General features: G+C 27.9%; 19 protein-coding genes and 1 riboswitch. Of the genes, 6 read left to right on the forward strand and 13 right to left on the reverse strand.

Annotation, left to right across the window (positions count from 1 at the left end):
• Nucleotides 1-115: 115 nt before the first annotated feature.
• Nucleotides 116-1018 (reverse strand): RsiV family protein, encoded by a 903-nt coding sequence (locus ACQPVP_RS00790; protein WP_430846297.1) that lies wholly within the window; start codon nucleotides 1016-1018, stop codon nucleotides 116-118.
• Between the two features lie 18 nt (nucleotides 1019-1036).
• Nucleotides 1037-1534, reverse strand: coding sequence for an RNA polymerase sigma factor (locus ACQPVP_RS00795; RefSeq protein ID WP_430839968.1), 498 nt, complete (start codon nucleotides 1532-1534; stop codon nucleotides 1037-1039).
• Nucleotides 1535-2276: 742 nt separating this feature from the next.
• Between ACQPVP_RS00795 and ACQPVP_RS00800 the strand changes: the two genes are divergently transcribed.
• Nucleotides 2277-2765, forward strand: a complete 489-nt coding sequence (locus tag ACQPVP_RS00800) for a hypothetical protein (protein ID WP_430846299.1) — start codon at nucleotides 2277-2279, stop codon at nucleotides 2763-2765.
• 42 nt (nucleotides 2766-2807) lie between these two features.
• Here the strand turns inward: ACQPVP_RS00800 and bsh are convergent, their stop codons facing one another.
• The 7 genes from bsh to ACQPVP_RS00835 all read right to left on the reverse strand — a co-directional run bounded on the left by bsh (nucleotide 2808) and on the right by ACQPVP_RS00835 (nucleotide 11735).
• The gene (gene bsh, locus ACQPVP_RS00805; protein WP_430846301.1) at nucleotides 2808-3797 is read right to left on the reverse strand and encodes a choloylglycine hydrolase; all 990 of its coding nucleotides are present in this window, start codon (nucleotides 3795-3797) and stop codon (nucleotides 2808-2810) included.
• A 306-nt stretch (nucleotides 3798-4103) separates the two neighbouring features.
• Nucleotides 4104-5273: a M20 metallopeptidase family protein gene (locus ACQPVP_RS00810; protein ID WP_430846303.1), complete on the reverse strand. Its 1170-nt coding sequence runs from the start codon at nucleotides 5271-5273 to the stop codon at nucleotides 4104-4106.
• Between the two features lie 27 nt (nucleotides 5274-5300).
• A complete protein-coding gene (locus tag ACQPVP_RS00815) occupies nucleotides 5301-6122 on the reverse strand; it encodes a MetQ/NlpA family ABC transporter substrate-binding protein (protein ID WP_430846305.1) in 822 nt (273 codons plus the stop codon).
• A gap of 38 nt (nucleotides 6123-6160) precedes the next feature.
• The gene (locus ACQPVP_RS00820; protein ID WP_430846307.1) at nucleotides 6161-6841 is read right to left on the reverse strand and encodes a methionine ABC transporter permease; all 681 of its coding nucleotides are present in this window, start codon (nucleotides 6839-6841) and stop codon (nucleotides 6161-6163) included.
• Complete coding sequence (locus ACQPVP_RS00825) at nucleotides 6810-7868, reverse strand: methionine ABC transporter ATP-binding protein (protein WP_430846309.1); 1059 nt, start codon at nucleotides 7866-7868, stop codon at nucleotides 6810-6812. Before ACQPVP_RS00825 ends, ACQPVP_RS00820 begins: the two co-directional genes overlap by 32 nt.
• A 124-nt stretch (nucleotides 7869-7992) precedes the next feature.
• Nucleotides 7993-8117: riboswitch (SAM riboswitch) on the reverse strand.
• A 105-nt stretch (nucleotides 8118-8222) separates the two neighbouring features.
• Nucleotides 8223-9992 (reverse strand): ABC transporter ATP-binding protein, encoded by a 1770-nt coding sequence (locus tag ACQPVP_RS00830; protein WP_430846311.1) that lies wholly within the window; start codon nucleotides 9990-9992, stop codon nucleotides 8223-8225.
• Nucleotides 9993-11735 carry an ABC transporter ATP-binding protein gene (locus tag ACQPVP_RS00835; RefSeq protein ID WP_430846313.1) on the reverse strand — a complete coding sequence of 581 codons (1743 nt, stop codon included), beginning with the start codon at nucleotides 11733-11735 and terminating at the stop codon, nucleotides 9993-9995. It abuts the gene before it with no gap.
• 275 nt (nucleotides 11736-12010) lie between these two features.
• On the opposite strand from ACQPVP_RS00835, the gene ACQPVP_RS00840 reads away from it, so the two are divergent.
• Nucleotides 12011-12877 (forward strand): AraC family transcriptional regulator, encoded by an 867-nt coding sequence (locus ACQPVP_RS00840; protein ID WP_430846316.1) that lies wholly within the window; start codon nucleotides 12011-12013, stop codon nucleotides 12875-12877.
• 178 nt (nucleotides 12878-13055) lie between these two features.
• Here ACQPVP_RS00840 and mgrA read toward each other — a convergent pair whose 3' ends face one another.
• Both mgrA and ACQPVP_RS00850 read right to left on the reverse strand, forming a co-directional pair.
• Complete coding sequence (mgrA, locus tag ACQPVP_RS00845; RefSeq protein WP_430846318.1) at nucleotides 13056-14048, reverse strand: L-glyceraldehyde 3-phosphate reductase; 993 nt, start codon at nucleotides 14046-14048, stop codon at nucleotides 13056-13058.
• Between the two features lie 132 nt (nucleotides 14049-14180).
• Nucleotides 14181-15119, reverse strand: a complete 939-nt coding sequence (locus ACQPVP_RS00850; protein ID WP_430846320.1) for a type I phosphomannose isomerase catalytic subunit — start codon at nucleotides 15117-15119, stop codon at nucleotides 14181-14183.
• A 225-nt stretch (nucleotides 15120-15344) separates the two neighbouring features.
• Between ACQPVP_RS00850 and ACQPVP_RS00855 the strand changes: the two genes are divergently transcribed.
• The 4 genes from ACQPVP_RS00855 (at nucleotide 15345) to ACQPVP_RS00870 (ending at nucleotide 18811) form a co-directional block, all read left to right on the forward strand.
• Nucleotides 15345-15554, forward strand: a complete 210-nt coding sequence (locus ACQPVP_RS00855; RefSeq protein WP_430846322.1) for a hypothetical protein — start codon at nucleotides 15345-15347, stop codon at nucleotides 15552-15554.
• A gap of 41 nt (nucleotides 15555-15595) precedes the next feature.
• The gene (locus tag ACQPVP_RS00860) at nucleotides 15596-15760 is read left to right on the forward strand and encodes a hypothetical protein (protein WP_430846324.1); all 165 of its coding nucleotides are present in this window, start codon (nucleotides 15596-15598) and stop codon (nucleotides 15758-15760) included.
• Nucleotides 15761-16092: 332 nt separating this feature from the next.
• Nucleotides 16093-17397 (forward strand): ectonucleotide pyrophosphatase/phosphodiesterase, encoded by a 1305-nt coding sequence (locus tag ACQPVP_RS00865; RefSeq protein ID WP_430846326.1) that lies wholly within the window; start codon nucleotides 16093-16095, stop codon nucleotides 17395-17397.
• Nucleotides 17398-17518: 121 nt separating this feature from the next.
• Entirely contained in the window at nucleotides 17519-18811 is a 1293-nt protein-coding gene (locus tag ACQPVP_RS00870) for an MFS transporter (RefSeq protein ID WP_430846328.1), read from the forward strand.
• Nucleotides 18812-18902: 91 nt separating this feature from the next.
• Here ACQPVP_RS00870 and ACQPVP_RS00875 read toward each other — a convergent pair whose 3' ends face one another.
• Both ACQPVP_RS00875 and ACQPVP_RS00880 read right to left on the reverse strand, forming a co-directional pair.
• Nucleotides 18903-19472 carry a TetR/AcrR family transcriptional regulator gene (locus ACQPVP_RS00875; protein ID WP_430846330.1) on the reverse strand — a complete coding sequence of 190 codons (570 nt, stop codon included), beginning with the start codon at nucleotides 19470-19472 and terminating at the stop codon, nucleotides 18903-18905.
• A 15-nt stretch (nucleotides 19473-19487) separates the two neighbouring features.
• Nucleotides 19488-19940 (reverse strand): methylglyoxal synthase, encoded by a 453-nt coding sequence (locus ACQPVP_RS00880; protein WP_430846332.1) that lies wholly within the window; start codon nucleotides 19938-19940, stop codon nucleotides 19488-19490.
• Between the last annotated feature and the right edge of the window lie 16 nt (nucleotides 19941-19956).

Consider the following 19956-nt stretch of genomic DNA (forward strand, 5'->3'; position numbering starts at 1 on the left):
TCCCTTTATCTATATAATAGGTGCTAAATAGATGAAAATTTTTTTGTAAATATTCCCCTTAAAATATTAATATAAGAGGACTCTAGCTGTAATACTAAAGTCCTTTATAAAAAAGTTATTTGATATACTCATTACTAACCAATACATCAGATAATATATCTGTTGGAATTGTAAATTCTACAATTCCCATATACCCAGGAGCTACCTCATATTTATTAAAGGAAATTACTAACTGGGATTTATCATTAATATAAAAATTCTGATTCTCAGATATTTCTTTAAATATATCCATATTACCATTTCCACTTTCATCATCAATCCAATAAACCTTTTTTGAATCTGACTTCATTTGCTCTCTCATTTGTTCTTTAATATTTTCGCTTATTATTTCTATATATTTATTGTCTTTAAATAAACTAGGAAGAGTAATTAAAATCTCATTTTTCTTATCTATGGTATCATATTCAAATGTTGTAGATGAAGTTCCTACAGTATTCACTACATAACGTCCTATGGAAAGTATATTTTCATTATCTGTTTTAACTACGTATCCACTTTCTATACCTAGATGTCCATCATCTATTTTCTTCAAGCCTTCCATCTCAGTTATAAAATCTTCATATAGTTTTTTATTTTCAGAAATATATTTTTCATTTAAGCTATCTTCTAAAGCTTTATTTTCTAAACCTTCTATAGAAGGTACTTCTATATCGGCTTTATATTTATCTTCATCGATATTATATTTTTTAAAAGTTATTACTTTTACTATACTGCTTACTACTGGTATTTTAGATAATTTATCTGCAAATGCCGGACTACTATTTACTCCTACTGTAAGTATTCCTGTAGATATAGCTAAAGAAGCAGCTGCAACTCCTAATCTTTTATATATAGTTTTTATTCTAATGTTATACACCCCAGAATCCCTAAAAGCATTTTTTACTACCAAATCCAGTTCTTCTGGAATAGATATTTCATTATATTCTTTCTTCAATTCCTGTAAGTTTTTATCTGCCATATTAAACCTCCTAATAATTTAAATCTCCTCATAATCATTCATTTTTATCCGCAATAATTTAAGTGACTTATATAACCGTGTTTTTATTGTATTGGTATTCTCATTAAGAATTTCTGCAATCTCCTCTATTTTTAAGTCTTCAAAATATCTCAATATTACCACAGTCCTATATTTTTCTGGTAAATTACCCATTGCTCTTTGCAAATCAAAGTTCTCATACTTGTCATCTATTTCTGAAACAAAACTTGCTAAAACTTCATTATCAACCGGAATTACTTTCTTTTGTTTTCGCAGAAAGTCAATAGATGTATTTACTATAATCCTATAAAACCAAGTATTTATATAACTGATACCTTGAAGAGAATCAACATGTGAAACTGCTTTATATATTGATTCTTGCATAATATCCAAAGCATCATCAGCATTTTTAACATAACTATAAGCTACTCTATAGTATTTTTCCTTATTACTAATGATATACTCTGCTATTTGCTTTTTTAAATTTTCTTTATGCATTAGTGCTAAATTCTCCTTTGCTTTAAATACATATCTTTCTTGCTTTATACTACATAAACGTATATAAATAGTAAAAAGTTTTATTTTTAATAAATAAATTTCATATTTTAAATTATTTATATAAAATTTCTTCTATTCTTTATAATAAACTTTATGTAAATTGATTATTCAAACCTATAAAAAAAGTGGACACATATAAGTTTGCTTATGACCTCGCTACGCTCAAGTCATCACAACCCATTATATATTAACTATTAATAACAGAGCATCTACCTCTCTCATTTGGATAGATGGGCTTTCACACTAAGTTCAGCATTCGCTACTTTTTTCAATAATTAATTAATGCCAAATGTTCAATATCAAGAATAAAATTATAATAGCTTGTACACAGCACGCGTTATTATAATTTCTTAAAAATAAAAAAAGAAGGTGAGTAAAAATGGCAAGAACTAAAGGAAATTATAGAGTCATATATATATAATAATTAAGGAAAGTTTAATAGAATTACTTCAAGATAATGAAATACATGAAGTTACAGTTACATATATTTGTAAAAGGGTTGATATAAATAGAAGTACATTTTATACTAATTACAAAGATGTCTATAATCTACTTTAATCTATATAAGATGAGTTACTTAATCAAATAATGAAATATGTTATGGAAACTCCAATTGAAAAACATTTAGATACTTTATTACTTAATAAGATATTTTATATCTGGTATTTTTAGGAGTGATGCTTTGAAAAAAAGATATATTTTTGCGTTTATAATTTTTTCCTTTTTAATCTTATTAATTGGCTGTGTAAAATCTGAAAACAAGAAGATATTAAATCCACTTAATGATATTCCAATAGATTCAACTAAAAGAATTGAATTTTCAAATCTAACTATTACTAGTGATGAAAAAGAGATAGGTAGGAGTAAAATGGTTACTGATGAAATTGATATAAAAATCATAAGTGAATACTTAAAAACAATAAATTGTGTATCAAGTACTCAGAAAGAAAAAGATCCTGACTTTAAAATTTCATTAATAGATAATGTTGAAAAAGAAAAGAGCTATATATATTCAATAGGAATTTCTAATAAGCAAATTTATATCTATAAATATAGCGATAAAGATTCAATTTTTTCAGTATATGAATATTCAGATACGGAAGTTATTGAGGAGTTAAGAAAACTATATAATGATATGAATTATAAAGAAGAACTTCTTATGAAAAAATAAAAGTATGCTTAGAATAAAATTTTATTCTAAGCATACTTTTATTTAATTTTCATAATTTATTACCTGTTTATCCCTATATTCAAATACTTTTATTTCTTTTCCATCTAAATTTTCTTTCTTCATATCAATTGCATTTATTTGATTATTATTGTATGTATTGTAATAATATATTCCTTTTTCTTGACACATACATGATGTATATTGTGTTATATCATTAATATTTTGTGGTGTAACTACTGAACCTCTTATCATAGAAACTCCGCTTAATATATGGAAAAATTCAACAATTCCAGATAACTCATCATCTCCTAATACAGAATTACTTCTTAAAAAGGCTGCTTTTACAAATCTTGATGTTGATGAGAAATCTCCTGGAAGACCTCTTCCTCCATCACCTTGACCTAATGGATTAATATTTTCTTCTCCCAAAATTGTTTCAGATGGCTGAGTAGGAGAAACTTTTATATATTGAACTAAATTTGTAATATGCCAATCAAAAGTTGGAGCATTAGTTAAAACACCAACTTTATTATCAAATATCTTTAATCCTTCCATTGTATTTTCTATAACTATGCAATCTCCCTTTGTATCTGATAATATCCAATGAAGTGTTGGTAATGGTGTATTTTCATTTAATGGTTTACCTACTATATGTACCTTTTCTAACTCTGGTTTTAATTCTGAAATACTTTCAAAATTTCCTACAGCCCAAAGTATTAAATCATATGGAGGAATATTTATCTTACCTTCCATAGTTTCTTCTTCCCAATGAGAATATCTAGGGAAATTTAATCCTGCGCAGGACAACCCTTTTTCATTCATTGCCTCTGCATAGCATGGATGATTATCTATTATAGTCCCCATACCTATCATCGCATATTTAGTTTTTTCACTCTTATCTATTGCTCTATTTGTATAAGTAAAATTTCTTGGTACTAAAGTAACTGCTTGATTAAAAGAAAATTCTATATCCATATTTCTTCCGAATAAATGATATCCATCCTTAGTTTTTAATGTTAAAGCTGTGCACATATATTCTCATCCTTTCATATAAATCATTTTTAATATATACAAATAGTTTATATTTAATTATCATCTTATAAAGATTACGTTTACAATTATGGTGATTATATCATAATAGATATTTTACTTCAATTTACTTTATTTTATCCTTTTTATTTCATTTATATATTAATGAAATTTTTCTAACCTTTACATTAGCCCCATTATACATCTATTTTCTTATATTTATTAATTATCTTAATACTTAAGTTAAAGCACATCAATTTTATTTTCTTATAAATTGATGTGCTTTTTAAAGTTGTTTTTATAATTTCACTAACCCAATTTATTTAATACATAATCTACTTCTATATTTGTAGTTATTAATAGCCCTTCTTCATCTATATCAAATAAATGATTATGATGTTCTGAGCAAGTATTTGAATTACATAAATTTTTAGTTCCTACATGGATATATGTTCCCGGAACTTCTATTAAGAATTCTGCAAAGTCATCTGCTCCTAATCTCTTTGGAGCATTCGTTATTACATTTTCTTCACCAATTATATTATTAACAATAGATGCTACTTCTTCACTAACTTTTTCGTCATTTATAAGTGGTGATGCATAGTCTTTAAATTCCACTGAAATTTCTGCTCCATATGCTTCTCCAATAGATTTCGCTATTTTTTCTACATTTTTATTAGTTTTTTCTCTTGATTCAAAGGTAAAAGTTCTTGTTGTTCCCTCTAATACAGCTTCTTCTGCTACTGCATTATAAATAGTTCCTCCCTTAATTAAACCAACACCTACTACTACTGTATCAACAGGATCTGTTTGCCTACTTACTATTGATTGTAAATTAACTACTATTTGACTTGCAATATATAAAGCATCTATTGATAAATGTGGGACAGATACATGTCCACCTTTTCCCTTAACTATTATCTTAAAATAATCACAGGAAGCTGATATTGGTCCACTTGTTACTGATACCTTACCAACATCTATATGTGAAGATACATGGGCACCTAGTATTTCTTCTACTCCATCTAGTGCTCCTTCTTTGATAAATATCTTTGCTCCTGCTCCAATCTCTTCTGCTTGTTGGAAGAATAGTCTTACTTCACCATTTAATTTTTCTTCTCTTTCTTTTAGTATTTTTGCAGTACCAAGAAGGCTAGCTGTATGTGCATCATGTCCACAAGCATGGTGAAATCCTTCATTTTGTGATTTATATTCCACATCTTTATCGTCTGGAACCTTAAGAGCATCTATATCTGCCCTTATAGCTATAACCTTATTTGATGAATTGCCCCCTTTTATTACTCCTAAAACTCCTGTTTCTCCGATTCTTTTATGTGGAATATTTAATTTATCTAATTCTTCTTCAATTCTTTTTGCTGTTTTATATTCCTTTAAGCTTACTTCTGGATGCTTATGGAATTCTCTTCTTAGAGAAGTAATATACTCTTTTTCTTTTAATACATATTCTTTTATACTCATTTTAAAGCCCCCTTATAAATTTAACGCTTATTTCCAAGTTGGTATATAAGCTCCCTTGTATACTTCTTCTATGACTTTTGCAACTTCATCAGATCTATATGCATCTACAACTTTTTTATAAGTTTCATTATCTTTATCCTCTGTTCTTGCTACAATTACATTTATATATGGATTATCACTACCTTCATTAGCTTCTTCTAGGTAAATAGAGTCTTCATCTGGATTAAGGCCTGCATCAACAGCATGCCCTCCATTTATTAAAGCTGCAGCCACATCATCTAATAATCTTGGAGTTTGAGCTGCTTCTACTTCTACAAATTTTATATTTTTAGGATTTTCAGTTATATCACTTAAAGTTGGTGTATAGCCTGCAGCTTCATCTACTTTTATAACCCCAGCTGCTTCTAAGACCTTAAGAGATCTTCCTCCATTAGTTGCATCACTTGGTATTGCAATGGAATCCCCATCTTTTAATTCATCTAATGATGCTATCTTATTTGAATAAATTCCAAGTGGAGCTATTATAGTCTCTCCTATAACTGATAAATCAAATCCTCTATCTTTAATATCTTGTTCTAAATATGCCTTGTGTTGGAAAGAGTTTAAATCTATTTCACCATCTGCTAGAGCTTGGTTAGGCTGACTATAATCTGAAAAAGTAACAAGCTCTAAAGTTATACCTTCCTCTGCAAGATTCTTTATTACTGGTTCCCATTGGTCTGTATTTTCGCCAACAACTCCAACTTTGATAACATTATTTTCTTCATTTGCATTTTGTGCCCCACAGCCTGCTAATGATAAAAGTAATACTCCTGATAATACAATATTTAATAATTTTTTAGCTTTCATATTTTAAAATCTCCTTTTTATTTATTTCTTATTGCTTTTTAATGTGTTGTTCTTTTTATTATTAAATTTCCTGCCCCTTGAATTATATTTACAAATATAAGTAGTATTATTACAGTTACGAAGGTTATATCTACTTGATATCTTTGATAGCCATATCTTATAGCTAAATCACCAAGTCCCCCTCCACCTACTGAACCTGCCATAGCTGTTAATCCTACTAAGCTTATAAATGTTATAGTTGTAGCTCTTACTATATTTGGAATACTCTCTTTTAGATAAACTCTAAAGATTATTTCAACTGGCGATGATCCCATTGCCTCAGCTGCCTCTATGACTCCCTTATCAATTTCAGATAATGCACTTTCTATCTGTCTTGCAAAGAATGGTATAGTACCAAAAACTAATGGTACATAAGATCCCTTTGTTCCAATAGCAGTACCTACTATAGCCCTTGTTATAGGAATTACTGCTGCCATTAATATAATAAATGGAATTGATCTTGTTATATTTATTATTTTTTCTAAAACATAGTATACTGGTTTATTTTCTAGTATATTTCCTTTTCCTGTTACAACCAATATAACTCCTAAAATAAGTCCTATAACAAATGAAATTACTCCTGCTACTAAAATCATAAGTAAGGTTTCTCCTGTAGCCTTATAAATTTCTGGTATCTTTGTTATTGCATTAGGCAGTAATTTTTGTACTAAGCTTTCCATCTTTAATCACCTCAACTTCTACCTTATTTTCTTTTAGATAATCTATAACCTTCTCAATCTGTCCTTCTTCTCCTCTTATTATTACTATAAGTCCACCAATAGGTGCTTCTTGAATTATTTCTACATTTCCGAAGATAATACTTGTATCTACATTAAACTCTCTAGATACTATTGAAATTATTGGCTCGCTTGTACTATTTTCTAGATACTTTAGTTTTAATATCTTTTCATTTTCTTTTATATCTACAACTGAAGATTTATCTTTAATTAAGTCATAAATATTAGTTAAAGAAGATGTACTATCTATAAAACTCTTTGTAATCTTTTCCCTTGGCTCTGAGAAAATCTTAAATATATTTCCTTCTTCAACAACTTTTCCATCTTCCATTACAGCAGCTCTTGTACAAATTTCTTTTACTACCTGCATTTCATGAGTTATTATTACGATTGTTATTCCAAACTTTTTATTTACTTCTTTTAAAAGTCTTAATATTGATTTTGTAGTTTGTGGATCTAGTGCACTAGTTGCTTCATCACAAAGTAAAACTTTTGGATCATTTGCTAAGGCTCTGGCAATTCCAACCCTTTGCTTTTGTCCCCCACTTAATTGAGAAGGATAAACATTAGCCTTATCCTCTAAGTCAACAAGTTTTAATAAATCATTAACCTTACTATTTATCTCTTCTTTTGAATGCCCATTTCCCTTAAGCGGATACGCTATATTTTCAAATACAGTTCTAGATTTCATAAGATTAAAATGTTGAAATATCATTCCTATCTTTTTTCTTTCTTGTCTAAGCTCTCTATTTGATAAGCTTCCAAGCTCTCTTCCATCTATAACTACCTCGCCACCAGTTGGCTTTTCTAAAAAATTTATACATCTAACTAATGTGGATTTTCCTGCTCCACTAAAACCTATAATTCCGTAAATCTCTCCTTTTTTAATGTTCAATGTTACATCCTTTAATGCTTCTACTTCTCCAACTTTTGTACTATAAATCTTATTTAAATTTTTTAATTCAATCATATTTTTCCCTCCCTTGTTATATACAATCATTAAAAATATAATTTCTTAGAGATTAAAAAAAGGTACAAAAAAACTGCTTTCTTAAAAAATAAGAAAGCAGTGTAATATACACATATATATTCCATTCTTATCTTTCAGACGCAGTAGTTAACTGCAGGATTTAGAACCTTAAATTATACATAATTCAAGCCTTATAATTTAGGTTACTAGACTTCCCAGGGCCAGTCCCTCCGTCTTTCTTGATAAAAATATTTTGTTGTTTAATCTATATTTTATACATACATCCCCTTCCTGTCAATACAAAATTTAATTTTATATCTAAATTTTGGTATTGAGGAGTTTGAAATTTATAAATTAAACATCTAGATATTGTGATTTATATAAATTGTAGTATAGTCCTTTTTTATTTAATAAATCATTATGAGTTCCTTCTTCTAAGATATGCTTTTCTCCTATAAACATTATCTTATCAGAGTTAACTATAGTTGATAATCTGTGAGCTATAACAAAGGATGTTCTTCCCTTTAATAACTCTTCAATTCCCTCTTGTAATAAAGCTTCTGTTTCTGTATCTATACTTGATGTAGCTTCATCTAGGATTAATATCTTAGGATCTGATAATAATACTCTAGCAAAGGATATAAGCTGCTTTTGTCCTACTGAAAGTCCATTTCCTTGCTCATTTAAAAATGTATTATATCCATCTTTAAATTCTCGTATAAAATCATCTGCCCTAACTATTTTTGCAGCTTCTATTACTTCTTCATCAGTAGCATCTAATCTACCGTATCTTATATTATCCATTATTGTTCCAGAGAAAACAAATGGATCTTGAAGCATAACACCTATTTCTTTTCTTAAAGATTTTAGTGTCACATCATTTATATCTGTTCCATCTACTAAAATTTCTCCAGATTTTATTCTATAGAACCTTGAAAGTAAATTAACAATGGTAGTTTTTCCTGCCCCTGTCGGTCCAACTAATGCTATTTTTTCTCCTGCCTTAATATTCATATTTATATCTTCTAAAATAGGAATATCTTTCTCATATTCAAAATATACATCTTTAAATTCAACATTACCATTAACATTTTTTAATTCTATAGCATCCTTCTTATCATACTCTGGTTCTTCATCCATAGCTTCAAATATTCTTTCTAAATAAGCCATAGCATTAATTAGGGTGTTATAAAAGTTCCCTATATTAGTAATTGGTGACCAAAATATCCACACATATGATACAAATGCTGTTAATAAACCTAAAGAAATTGAACTTCTAAATACTAAGATTCCAAAGATATAAATTAATGCTATAGATATTACTGAAATAGTATCTATACTTGGCCAAACTAAAAAATTTAGTTTTACTGCTTTCATCCAAGAATCACTACACTCATAACAAAGCTCCTTAAATATGTCCATACTTTCTTTTTTCCTAGAAAAAGATTGTGTAACTCTTATACCATTTATACTTTCATGAATATATGCATTTAAATTTGATTGCTTTGAGCTTACTCTTTGGAATGCCTTTCTTTGAGCAGTTTTAAGAGACATCATTACTACCATAAGTATAGGTATACCTATTAGTGTAACTAAAGTTAATTTTATACTTAAGAATGACATAAATATTATTGCCATAACTAAGGTAACCATATCTGCAATTAAATTTACAAATCCATTAGATAAAATATCACTAAGTGAATTAATATAATTAACTACTCTTACTAATATTTTTCCATGGGGCCTTGAATCATAATAATTAAAAGGAACATATTGAAGATTTCTAAATAAATCATATCTCATATCTACTAGTATCTTCTGTCCTACTTCTCCCATAGTGTACATTCTATGCTTCATAATTATTGCAATTGTTATAAACATCAGTACATATATAATTGAAATTAAAACTAAACTTTTAATATCTTTATTTGGTATATAATTATCCAAAGCAGTTTTAATTATTATTGGTCCTATTAAAGATATTGAACTTGATATTAACATCAATATAACTGAAGTTATTATTTTTGATTTATATGGTTTCATATAGCTTAGTAATCTTTTTAAATAATCTAAGTTAAATCCAGTTTCTAAATCTTCATCTACATTGTATTTATTTCTTGCCATTTATACTCCCCCTATCTTTAAATCTAGATTGCCGTATTGAGTATAAAAGATATTTGAATAATATCCTCCTCTTTTTACAAGCTCCTCATGAGTTCCTCTTTCAACTATTTCTCCATTATCAAGCACAAGTATTAAATCTGCTTGTTTTAATGATGAAATTCTATGAGCTATTATAAATGTAGTTTGCTTTTCCTTCATATTTTTAAGCTCATACTGTATTTTCTTTTCTGTTTCCATATCAACTGCTGAAGTTACATCATCTAATACAAATATCGAAGCTTTTTTCATCATTGCTCTTGCTAATGAAACTCTTTGCTTTTGACCACCAGAAAGCCCTACACCTCTTTCACCTACTATAGTTTCATATCCGTTATCTAACCTTTTGATAAAACCATGAGCTTGAGCTTTTTTAGAAACTTTCTTTATTTCAGAGAAACTTACCCTTGGATTGCTAAAAGCTATATTATCTCTAACTGTATCTGAAAATAGGAATATATCTTGCATTGCTGTAGCTATATTTCCTCTTAATACTTCTAAATCTATATCCTTTATATCTACACCATCTATATAAATATTACCTTCTGTAGCATCATAAAATCTTGAAAGTAAATTTATTATAAGAGATTTTCCTGAACCAGTATGTCCTACTAATCCAATTGTTTCACCTGAATTAACCTTAAATGAAATATTATTAATTACCCTTCTTCCATCTAAGTCTAAACTAACATTTTTAAATTCAATATTTCCCTTAAATTTATTAACATTAAGAGCAGCTTCTTTATTTTTTATACTACTTTCTGTGTTTAATAAATCTATAATTTTTGCAGATGATGCAATAAATCTTTGAGCATCGTTTATTAAATATCCACACATTCTCATTGGGTTATTTAATGCCCATAATAAACTATTAAAAATAACAAGTTCTCCAAAAGTAATCTTCTCTAGTGCTACTAAAATTCCTCCAACTAATATCATAACTACAGAAAGGCTATTAGATAAAAATTCAAGCTTTGGAATATACTTTTTAGTAACTTTAATTGTATCTAAATTCCTCTCTTTATAATTTTCATTTTCAGCAGTAAACTTGTTAACTTCAAAATCTTCTCTACCAAAGGCTCTTACAACTCTATTGCCACTTATATTTTCTTGAACAACTGAATTTAATCTTGAATAAGCTTCTCTTATATTATGAAATGTTGGGGAAATTTCCTTACTCATCTTATAAGTTAAAAATCCAATTATAGGTGCTATAAGTAGCATACATATAGTTAGAATATAATTTACATACATCATTGATATAATTGCAAAAGTAAAAGTTGTTATTGATGCTAAAATATTATAAACAACCCAAGCCACAAAATGTCTTATAGCATCAGTATCTCCTGTCATTCTAGCCATAAGATCCCCTGTTTTGACCTTACTATAAAAATTAACATCCAAATTTAATAGCTTATCGTATAAATCTGTCCTTATTTTAAATAAAACATCTTGTGAAATTTTTTCTAATATCATTTGATAAATATAAGTTATAATACCTTTAACAACTACAACAGATATCATAATTGAAACAAGTGGAATAAGTAGTGATGTCTCACCATTTCCAAAAACCTTATCAATAATGTTACCTGTAATAAATGGATTTACCATATTAATTGCTGAGGTACATAATACTAAAAATAATGCAAAACAGTATTTAAACTTATATTTCTTTAAATAACTAAATATCCATTTTAGGCTATCCATATTTACCCTCTCCTTATCTTATTTCTTCCTAAATATGATTATAAAGAAGATATTGAAAATAAAAATGTATTATATTAAACTTTAAATGTATATTATTATACTAATAAAAAAGTGCAACTATATAATTTTGCTTATTCCGTCGCTACGCTCCAAGTCATCGCAAAATTAATAGATGCACTTCAAAGCTGAATGATGGAAATTATAAAAAGTTATTCACAGGGTAACATTTTTATAATTTCCTAAAAAGTAAAAGTAATATTTATGGAGATGTGGATATGAATAAAATATACACAAGTATAGACAGCTATAATCCTCAAATCCTTTTTGTAATGGATGGGTGTTGCTCACCTGAAATTTCTGTTCCAGAAACTAACTATCACTGTCATAATGACTTTATTGAACTTTCTTTTATAACTTCTGGATCAGTAGATTATTTAATCGAAGGTGAAAAATATACCTTAAAAAAAGGACAAGTTTTAATATCTAACCCTGGAATATATCATAAAGAACTTTTTGATTCTAAAACTAGATGTAGGGAGCTTCATATTGGATTAACTAATTTAAATTTATTTAGTAATTCTAAAAAAGATTATATTGATATTGGTAACAAGAATGTATTAACTTTTAATAAATATAAAAATGATATTCTTAAAACTTGCTCAGAAATAGTTGATGAGCAAAAAGATTATAATCAGACCTCTCCCTTTATGTTAAAATCCCTTATAATGAAATTATTAGTCCTATTACATAGGGAAATTAATGAAGAAACTCCAAATATAGATTCTCATGAATTTTCTTTTAAATCTCGTGAGAAAAAAGATTTAGTTGAGGATATCAGAAAATATTTAAATGAAAATTATGTTCAAGACATATCCTTGTACACATTATCAAAAAATATGTACTTGAGCCCTGTTTATATATCTAAGATATTTAAGGAGGTTATGGGGGATTCTCCTATAAATTATTTAATACAAATTAGACTATTAAAATCTAAAGAATTATTGGAAAATTCTAAACTATCTATAAAGACTATAGCTAAAATGGTTGGATATGATGACCCCTACTATTTCAGTAAGCTTTATAAAAAGTATTATGGGATTTCTCCAAATAAAGCTAGAAAAGAAATAAATATGTTATATTAGTTACTCCATCGCAAGCTCCTAGTCATACTACAACGATTTTTTTAATAATCTAAAACTAAGTACCCCAGGTGACTAAATTTCAGTCCCCTGGGGTTATTTTTATTTCAATATATTTTAATTAAATTTACCAATTTATTTTCCTTAATATTAATGAGATTTTATATAGTCTCTCAAATTCTTAAGATAATATTTTATCTATTTCCTTTAATTCTTCATCTGAAAAGCTTAAATTATCTATTATTTTAACATTATCTAAAATTTGACTTGCCTTACTTGCACCAATTAAGACTGTAGTAACAGCATCCTTTCTTAAAACCCAAGATAAAGCCATTTCTGCAAGAGTTTGTCCTCTTTTTTCTGCTATTTCATTTAATTTTCTAATTACGCTTAACTTTTCTTCTGTTATATCTTCTTCATGTAAGAATCTACTACTTGCTTTCTTAGCTCTTGAATCTTCAGGAATTCCATGAAGGTATTTATTTGTTAACATTCCCTGTGCTAATGGTGAAAAAGCTATTGAACCTATTCCTTCATCTTTATGAACCTGATGTAAGCCTTCTTCTTCGCTCCAACGGCTAAGCATACTATATCTAAATTGGTGAATTAAGCATGGAGTACCATTTGCTTTTAGTATTTTTGATGCTTCCTTTAATTCTTTTGGATGATAATTTGATAAACCTATATATAGTGCCTTTCCTTGTTTAACTATATCTGTTAACGCTCCCATAGTTTCTTCTAATGGTGTATCTGGATCTGGTCTATGATGATAAAAAATATCTACATAATCTAATCCCATTCTTTTTAAGCTTTGATCTAAGCTTGCCATTAAGTATTTTCTAGAGCCACCATTTCCATAAGGTCCTGGCCACATATCATATCCAGCCTTTGTAGAAATAATCATCTCATCTCTATAAGCTTTTAAATTATCATTTAATATCCTTCCAAAGTTTTCTTCAGCAGATCCATAAATAGGTCCATAGTTATTAGCTAAATCAAAATGAGTTATCCCATTATTAAATGCTTCAAAAATTATAGACTTCTGATTTTCAATTGGATCTACAGAACCAAAGTTATGCCATAATCCTAATGCAACTCTAGGAAGATATAATCCGCTATTCCCACATTTTATATACTTCATTTTCTCATATCTTTCTTCTTTTACATTACTCATATTATCCCATTCCCCTCTTAAATTTGATTATTTTCCTCTTTAAAGTCAAGTTTTTGGTAATTCTTAAATATAAGTTTATAATCCACTATTATTAATTTAAATTATAACAACCTAAGGAAATCAATTTATATATTAAACTACTGGATAACTCTTTAATACTTTTATATTTCCTACTATCTTATATTCGCCTAATGTTGCTGGAATTAAGAAGCTATCTCCCATTTTAATAGTTTCTGAGAATTTATTTCCTTCAATAATCCCTTCTCCTTCAACGCATGTATACATATCAAACTTATCTGTATCACTAGCATCACGATATTCTTTAGATATAGATATCTTTTCTATTCCAAAATATTCATTTTTGCAAAGTAAACTTTGAGAATAACCATCATATTTAATTTCTTCTTTTTGGTTTAAGTTTTCACATTGAAGATTAAAATTTATAACATCTAAGGCTTTTTCAACATGAATTTCTCTTGGTCTTCCATAATCATAAACTCTATAAGTTACATCACTATTTTGTTGTATTTCTGCAATTATAACTCCTTCACAAATAGCATGAACTAACCCACTATTTATTAAGAAGCAATCTCCTTTTTTCACTTCTATTTTATTTAAAAATTCTTCAACTTTATTATTTTTTATTGCATCTTCAAATTCTTCCTTAGTGCAATCTTTTGTTCCAACTATTAAAGAAGCACCTGGCTTTGCATCCATAACATACCAAGCTTCTGTTTTCCCATAATCCCCTTCATACTTTGCTGCATATTCATCTCCTGGATGAACTTGAACTGATAATTTTTCTTTTGAATTAATTAATTTAATAAGTAATGGGAATTTTTCTAAAGTTACTTTATTTCCTACTAAAGCATGTCCAAATCTATTTATTAAATCATCAAATTTAATTCCTTGTAATTCACCATTAGCTACTATACCTGTTCCATTTGGATGACAAGCTATATCCCAAGTTTCTCCTATTTCTCCTTCAGGCATATTATCTCTAAAGGTTTCAAAATCTCTTCCACCCCAAATTTTTTCATAATATAAATTTTCAAATTTAATTGGATACATAAATATTCCTCCTTTTGTAAAAGCATTAAATATATACTCTGTATTTATAATTATATATACTTTCAATTAATTTCCAAGGTAAATTTAACTATAATATTTAATCTTTTCTATGTAAATTATTATCCTATTTTTATTATTTAATTTTATTCTACACATTATTAGAAGATAATACTAGGAATTAAATATTTAATATCTCAAATAATATTATTATAAGGAGGGATTTAAATGTCAAATATTGAGAATAGTAAAAATAATTATTTACCTAAAGATAGGACTGGTTATGCTCCAGAAAAGCATGCTTTAATTAGTCATGGAAAAATAGAAGGACCGTCTTCTCCATTACCAAGTACTGTGGAAGATGCTATAGTTGTAAACAATATTTCAAATGTGGAATTTGATTATACTGAGCAACCAGATCTTGATTTAGATGAGTAAAATTTTTTCGTATTTAAATAAAACTTTAGGAGGCGATAAAAATGGCTAAATCTAATAATAAGAAAAAAAGAAGTGATGGAACCATTCCAATGAAAAATAAAAATGTTGCAGCTCCAATAAATTCAAGTAATATTTCTACTTCATTTTATAGTTATCCAAATAAAAATGAAGTAGCTAAAACTTCTAAAACAAATCAACTATATTAAAAAAGTACTTCTATATAATTTTGCTTATTCCGTCGCATTCGCTCCAAGTCATCGCAAAATTAATAGAAACACTTCAGAGCTGAAGGAAAGAAATTATAAAAGATCATTCACAGGGTGACATTTTTATAATTTCTTAAAAAGTAAAAATAGTATTAATCTATCATAATTATAAGTAAAAAGGAATTAAGTTCGCTTAATTCCTTTTTACTTATAATTATTAAAATCTCTTAACTTCATTTAACAACAATATAACATGTCTATATATTCTATTTTAACATCTTATTATGTATAATAAATATATACATATAAACATTGTAAAGATTGGAGAATAAATGAATTCAAAATATTTGATAGTCATATCTTTTGATGCTGTTTCATCTGAAGATATTGACAAATTAAAAGAGCTTAATAATTTTAAATACTTAATAGATAATGGTAGCTTAATAACTAATGTTGAGAGTATTTATCCAACATTAACTTATCCAGCTCATACTACTATAATGACTGGCATGTATCCTAAAAATCATGGAGTTATTAATAATACTTTAAATAAATTTTCTGATATAAATCCTAATTGGTATTGGTATAGAAAATATATAAAAACTAAAACCTTGTATGATCTTGCATCAGAAAAAGGCCTAACTACTGCAGCTTTATTATGGCCAGTAACTGGACGTAGCAAAATTAATTACAACTTAACTGAAATTTTTGCTCCAAAACCTTGGCAAAATCAAATAGTTATGTCTGCTTTATCTGGTAGTCTTAAATTTCAATTAGATTTAAATAAAAAATTTGGACATTTAAGAAATGGCTTATCTCAACCTGAATTAGATGACTTTGTACATGAATCTGTAAAATATACTATTAACAAATATAAACCTAATTTACTACTTATTCACTATACAGATGTTGATTCTAATAGGCATTATCATGGATATGATAGCAAAGAAGCAAATGATGCTTTATTAAGACATGATAAGAGATTAGGTGATATTATAAACACTTTAAAAGAAGCTAATATATTTGAAGAAAGTACTATTGTAACTTTAGGTGATCATAGTGCCTTAGATGGTGACTTTATGATTAGATTAAATTCTTTATTTAGAGAAAATGGACTTCTTAAAGTTAATGAAGCAGGAAAAATAACATCTTATAAAGCAGTTGCAAAAACTTGTGATGGTTCTTCTTATGTTTACTTAAAAGATAAGAATGATACTGAAACATATACTAAAGTTAATAAAATATTAGATAATATTATATACTCCAAAGATTCACCTATAGAATTTATTTTAACTGGTAACGAAGCAGAAAAAGAAGGAGCAGATCCTAATTGTAGCTTTATGGTAGAAGGCTCTCTTGGCTATTACTTTATAGACGAAGCCTTAGGAGACTTTATAGAAAAAGTTCCTGAAAATGAAGTTGGAAAGGTTTCTCATAGAACTAAAGCTACTCATGGATATCATCCTAGAAGACCTAATTATAATACCTTCTTCATGGCATTTGGAAAAGGAATAAAAAAGGGCGTTAAAATAGATGGTGGAAAACTAATAAATCATGGTCCTACTCTTGCAAAACTTTTAGGCGTTGATCTGGGAAATACTGATGGTAAAGCTGAAGATAGAATTTTAGATATTTAATATGTCTCACAAATAAAAATAAGTAATATAAAATTAACCTTTTATCAGTAATTTCAAGCAAAATTAATAATTATCCATTATTAATTTTGTTACTTTAAATGTAGCTAATGGGAGGAAATATATGAAAACATTAACTAAACAAGAAAAGAGTTGGGCTCTTTATGATTGGGCTAATTCTGCTTATTCAATGACTATTACTTCAACTGTACTTCCAATATATTTTAAATCTGTTGCTGAAGCTGGAGGAATGTCTTCCTCTAACTCAACTGCACTTTGGGGATATACAATTTCTTTATCTACTATGGTTGTATCATTGCTTGCACCAATCCTTGGAACTATAGCAGATTATAAAGGTAATAAAAAGAAATTTTTCAAATTTTTCTTTAGCTTAGGGGTGCTATTCACTACTCTCCTTGCTTTTATACCAGAGAATAATCCAATTTTATTATTAATATGCTATGGCTTCACATTAGTTGGATTCTCTGGAACCAATATTTTCTATGATGCATTTTTAGTAGATGTATCTACTAAAGAAAGAATGGATAAGGTTTCTTCCTACGGCTTTGCTCTTGGATATATTGGAAGTACTATTCCATTTATGATTTCAATAGCAGTTGTCTTACTTACTCAAATGGAGATATTACCTATTACCCTTCCCCTTGCATGTAAAATAACATTTTTAATTACATCAGTTTGGTGGTTAATATTCACAATACCAATCCTTAAGAATGTTAATCAAATCTATTATATAGAACCTGAAAAAAATCCTGTACAGAAATCATTTAAAAGATTATTTTCTACATTAAAGCAAATTAAGAGTCATAAAAATATTTTCTTATTTTTAATAGCATACTTCTTCTATATAGATGGTGTCGACACTATTATTGGTATGGCTTCCTCTTATGGAACTGACCTCGGAATTTCTATGATATCATTATTAATTATTTTATTGCTAACACAATTTGTAGCCTTCCCATTTACAATATTATATGGCAAGCTATCAGAAAAAATTGGTGGGAAAAAGTTACTTTATGTTGGAATACTTACTTACACTATAATCTGTATTTATGGATATTTTATAAAAACTACAGTAGATTTTTGGATTTTAGCTATGGCTGTTGGTTCTGCTCAAGGCGGTATTCAAGCAATTTCTAGAGCCTTTTTCGGTAAGATGGTACCTAAGGAGCATGCGAATGAATTCTTTGGCTTCTATAATATATTTGGAAAGTTTGCAGCTATTATGGGCCCACTACTTGTTGCTATAATTACTCAAGCAACAGGTGAAACTAAAAATGGTATTTTAAGTTTAATACTTTTATTTGTTGTAGGATTTATTTGTTTAACAAAGGTTGATGATAGTGGTTCTAAATCCTCTTCTAATAAAATTACTGAAATAGATACAATTAATTTATAAGTTAATCCCTTTATATTATTCAATATATTGAAAAGAGCTAATTAAAGAAAATCTTATAGTTAGCTCTTTTACTTAAATAAAATTATTTAATTTATTTTGCTTTTATTCCATATTCAAAATACTTCATAAACTTCTCAGCTACTTCTTCATGATTATATTCTTCTTCATTAATTATTTCATAAAGAGCTGCTGAAATAACTACTCCTATTAAGCTATAACTTAATAATTCTGGATCTTCATTATCTATAAATCCTTCACGTATCCCAGCTCTAAACTTTTCAGTACTATTATCAATAAGAACTTTTATTTTTTCTCTTAGTAAATCATTTCTCCCTTTGGTTCCCCAAAGTTGACTAATTATCACCTTAAATAAATCCTTATTTTCATAAACATACTTAAGTAGCACTTTCAGGGATTCTTTAATTATTTCATAAGGATTATCTATTCCACTTATTGCCTTATTCACTTCTTCATTAATAAGATTAATACCTTCTTTAATAATAAATATGAAAAGCTCTTCCTTACTTTTAAAGTGATAATATAAACTTCCCTTTGCTACACCTGCTCTTTCTACTACTTCATCCATAGTTGCTCCAGTATAACCGCTACTTGAAAAAACCTTTATAGCTGATTCAAATATAGCCCGTTTAGTTTTGTTCATTAAATCTCCACCTTCTTAGAAATTATCCTTTCGTATACGATTATAATAATCTATAACATTTCTATCATATATTTCTTTAAATTTTATGGAGTTTAAAAGAAAATCTGCTGTTGACTTACTCATAGCAACTACTACATCATATAATACAGCTATTCTAAGTAATGCCTTTACATCTGGATCATGAGGCTGAGATGTTAACGGGTCCCAAAAAAACACCATTATATCTATATCTCCATTTACTATAGCAGCACCTATCTGCTGATCCCCACCCATGGGACCACTTTTAAATCCTTCTACTTTTAACCCAGTTTTTTCATTAATAAGTTTTGCTGTAGTTCCTGTACCACAAAGCCTATGTTTTTTTAACTCTTCCTTATTATCATATGCCCAGCTAATTAAAGCTTCTTTTCTATTATCATGGGCAATAAGGGCTATTTTCTTTATTTTCCCCATTGTATAATCTGTCATAATTCTCCCCCCAATT

The organism is Clostridium nigeriense (assembly GCF_050585265.1).
Lineage (GTDB): Bacteria > Bacillota > Clostridia > Clostridiales > Clostridiaceae > Clostridium > Clostridium nigeriense_B.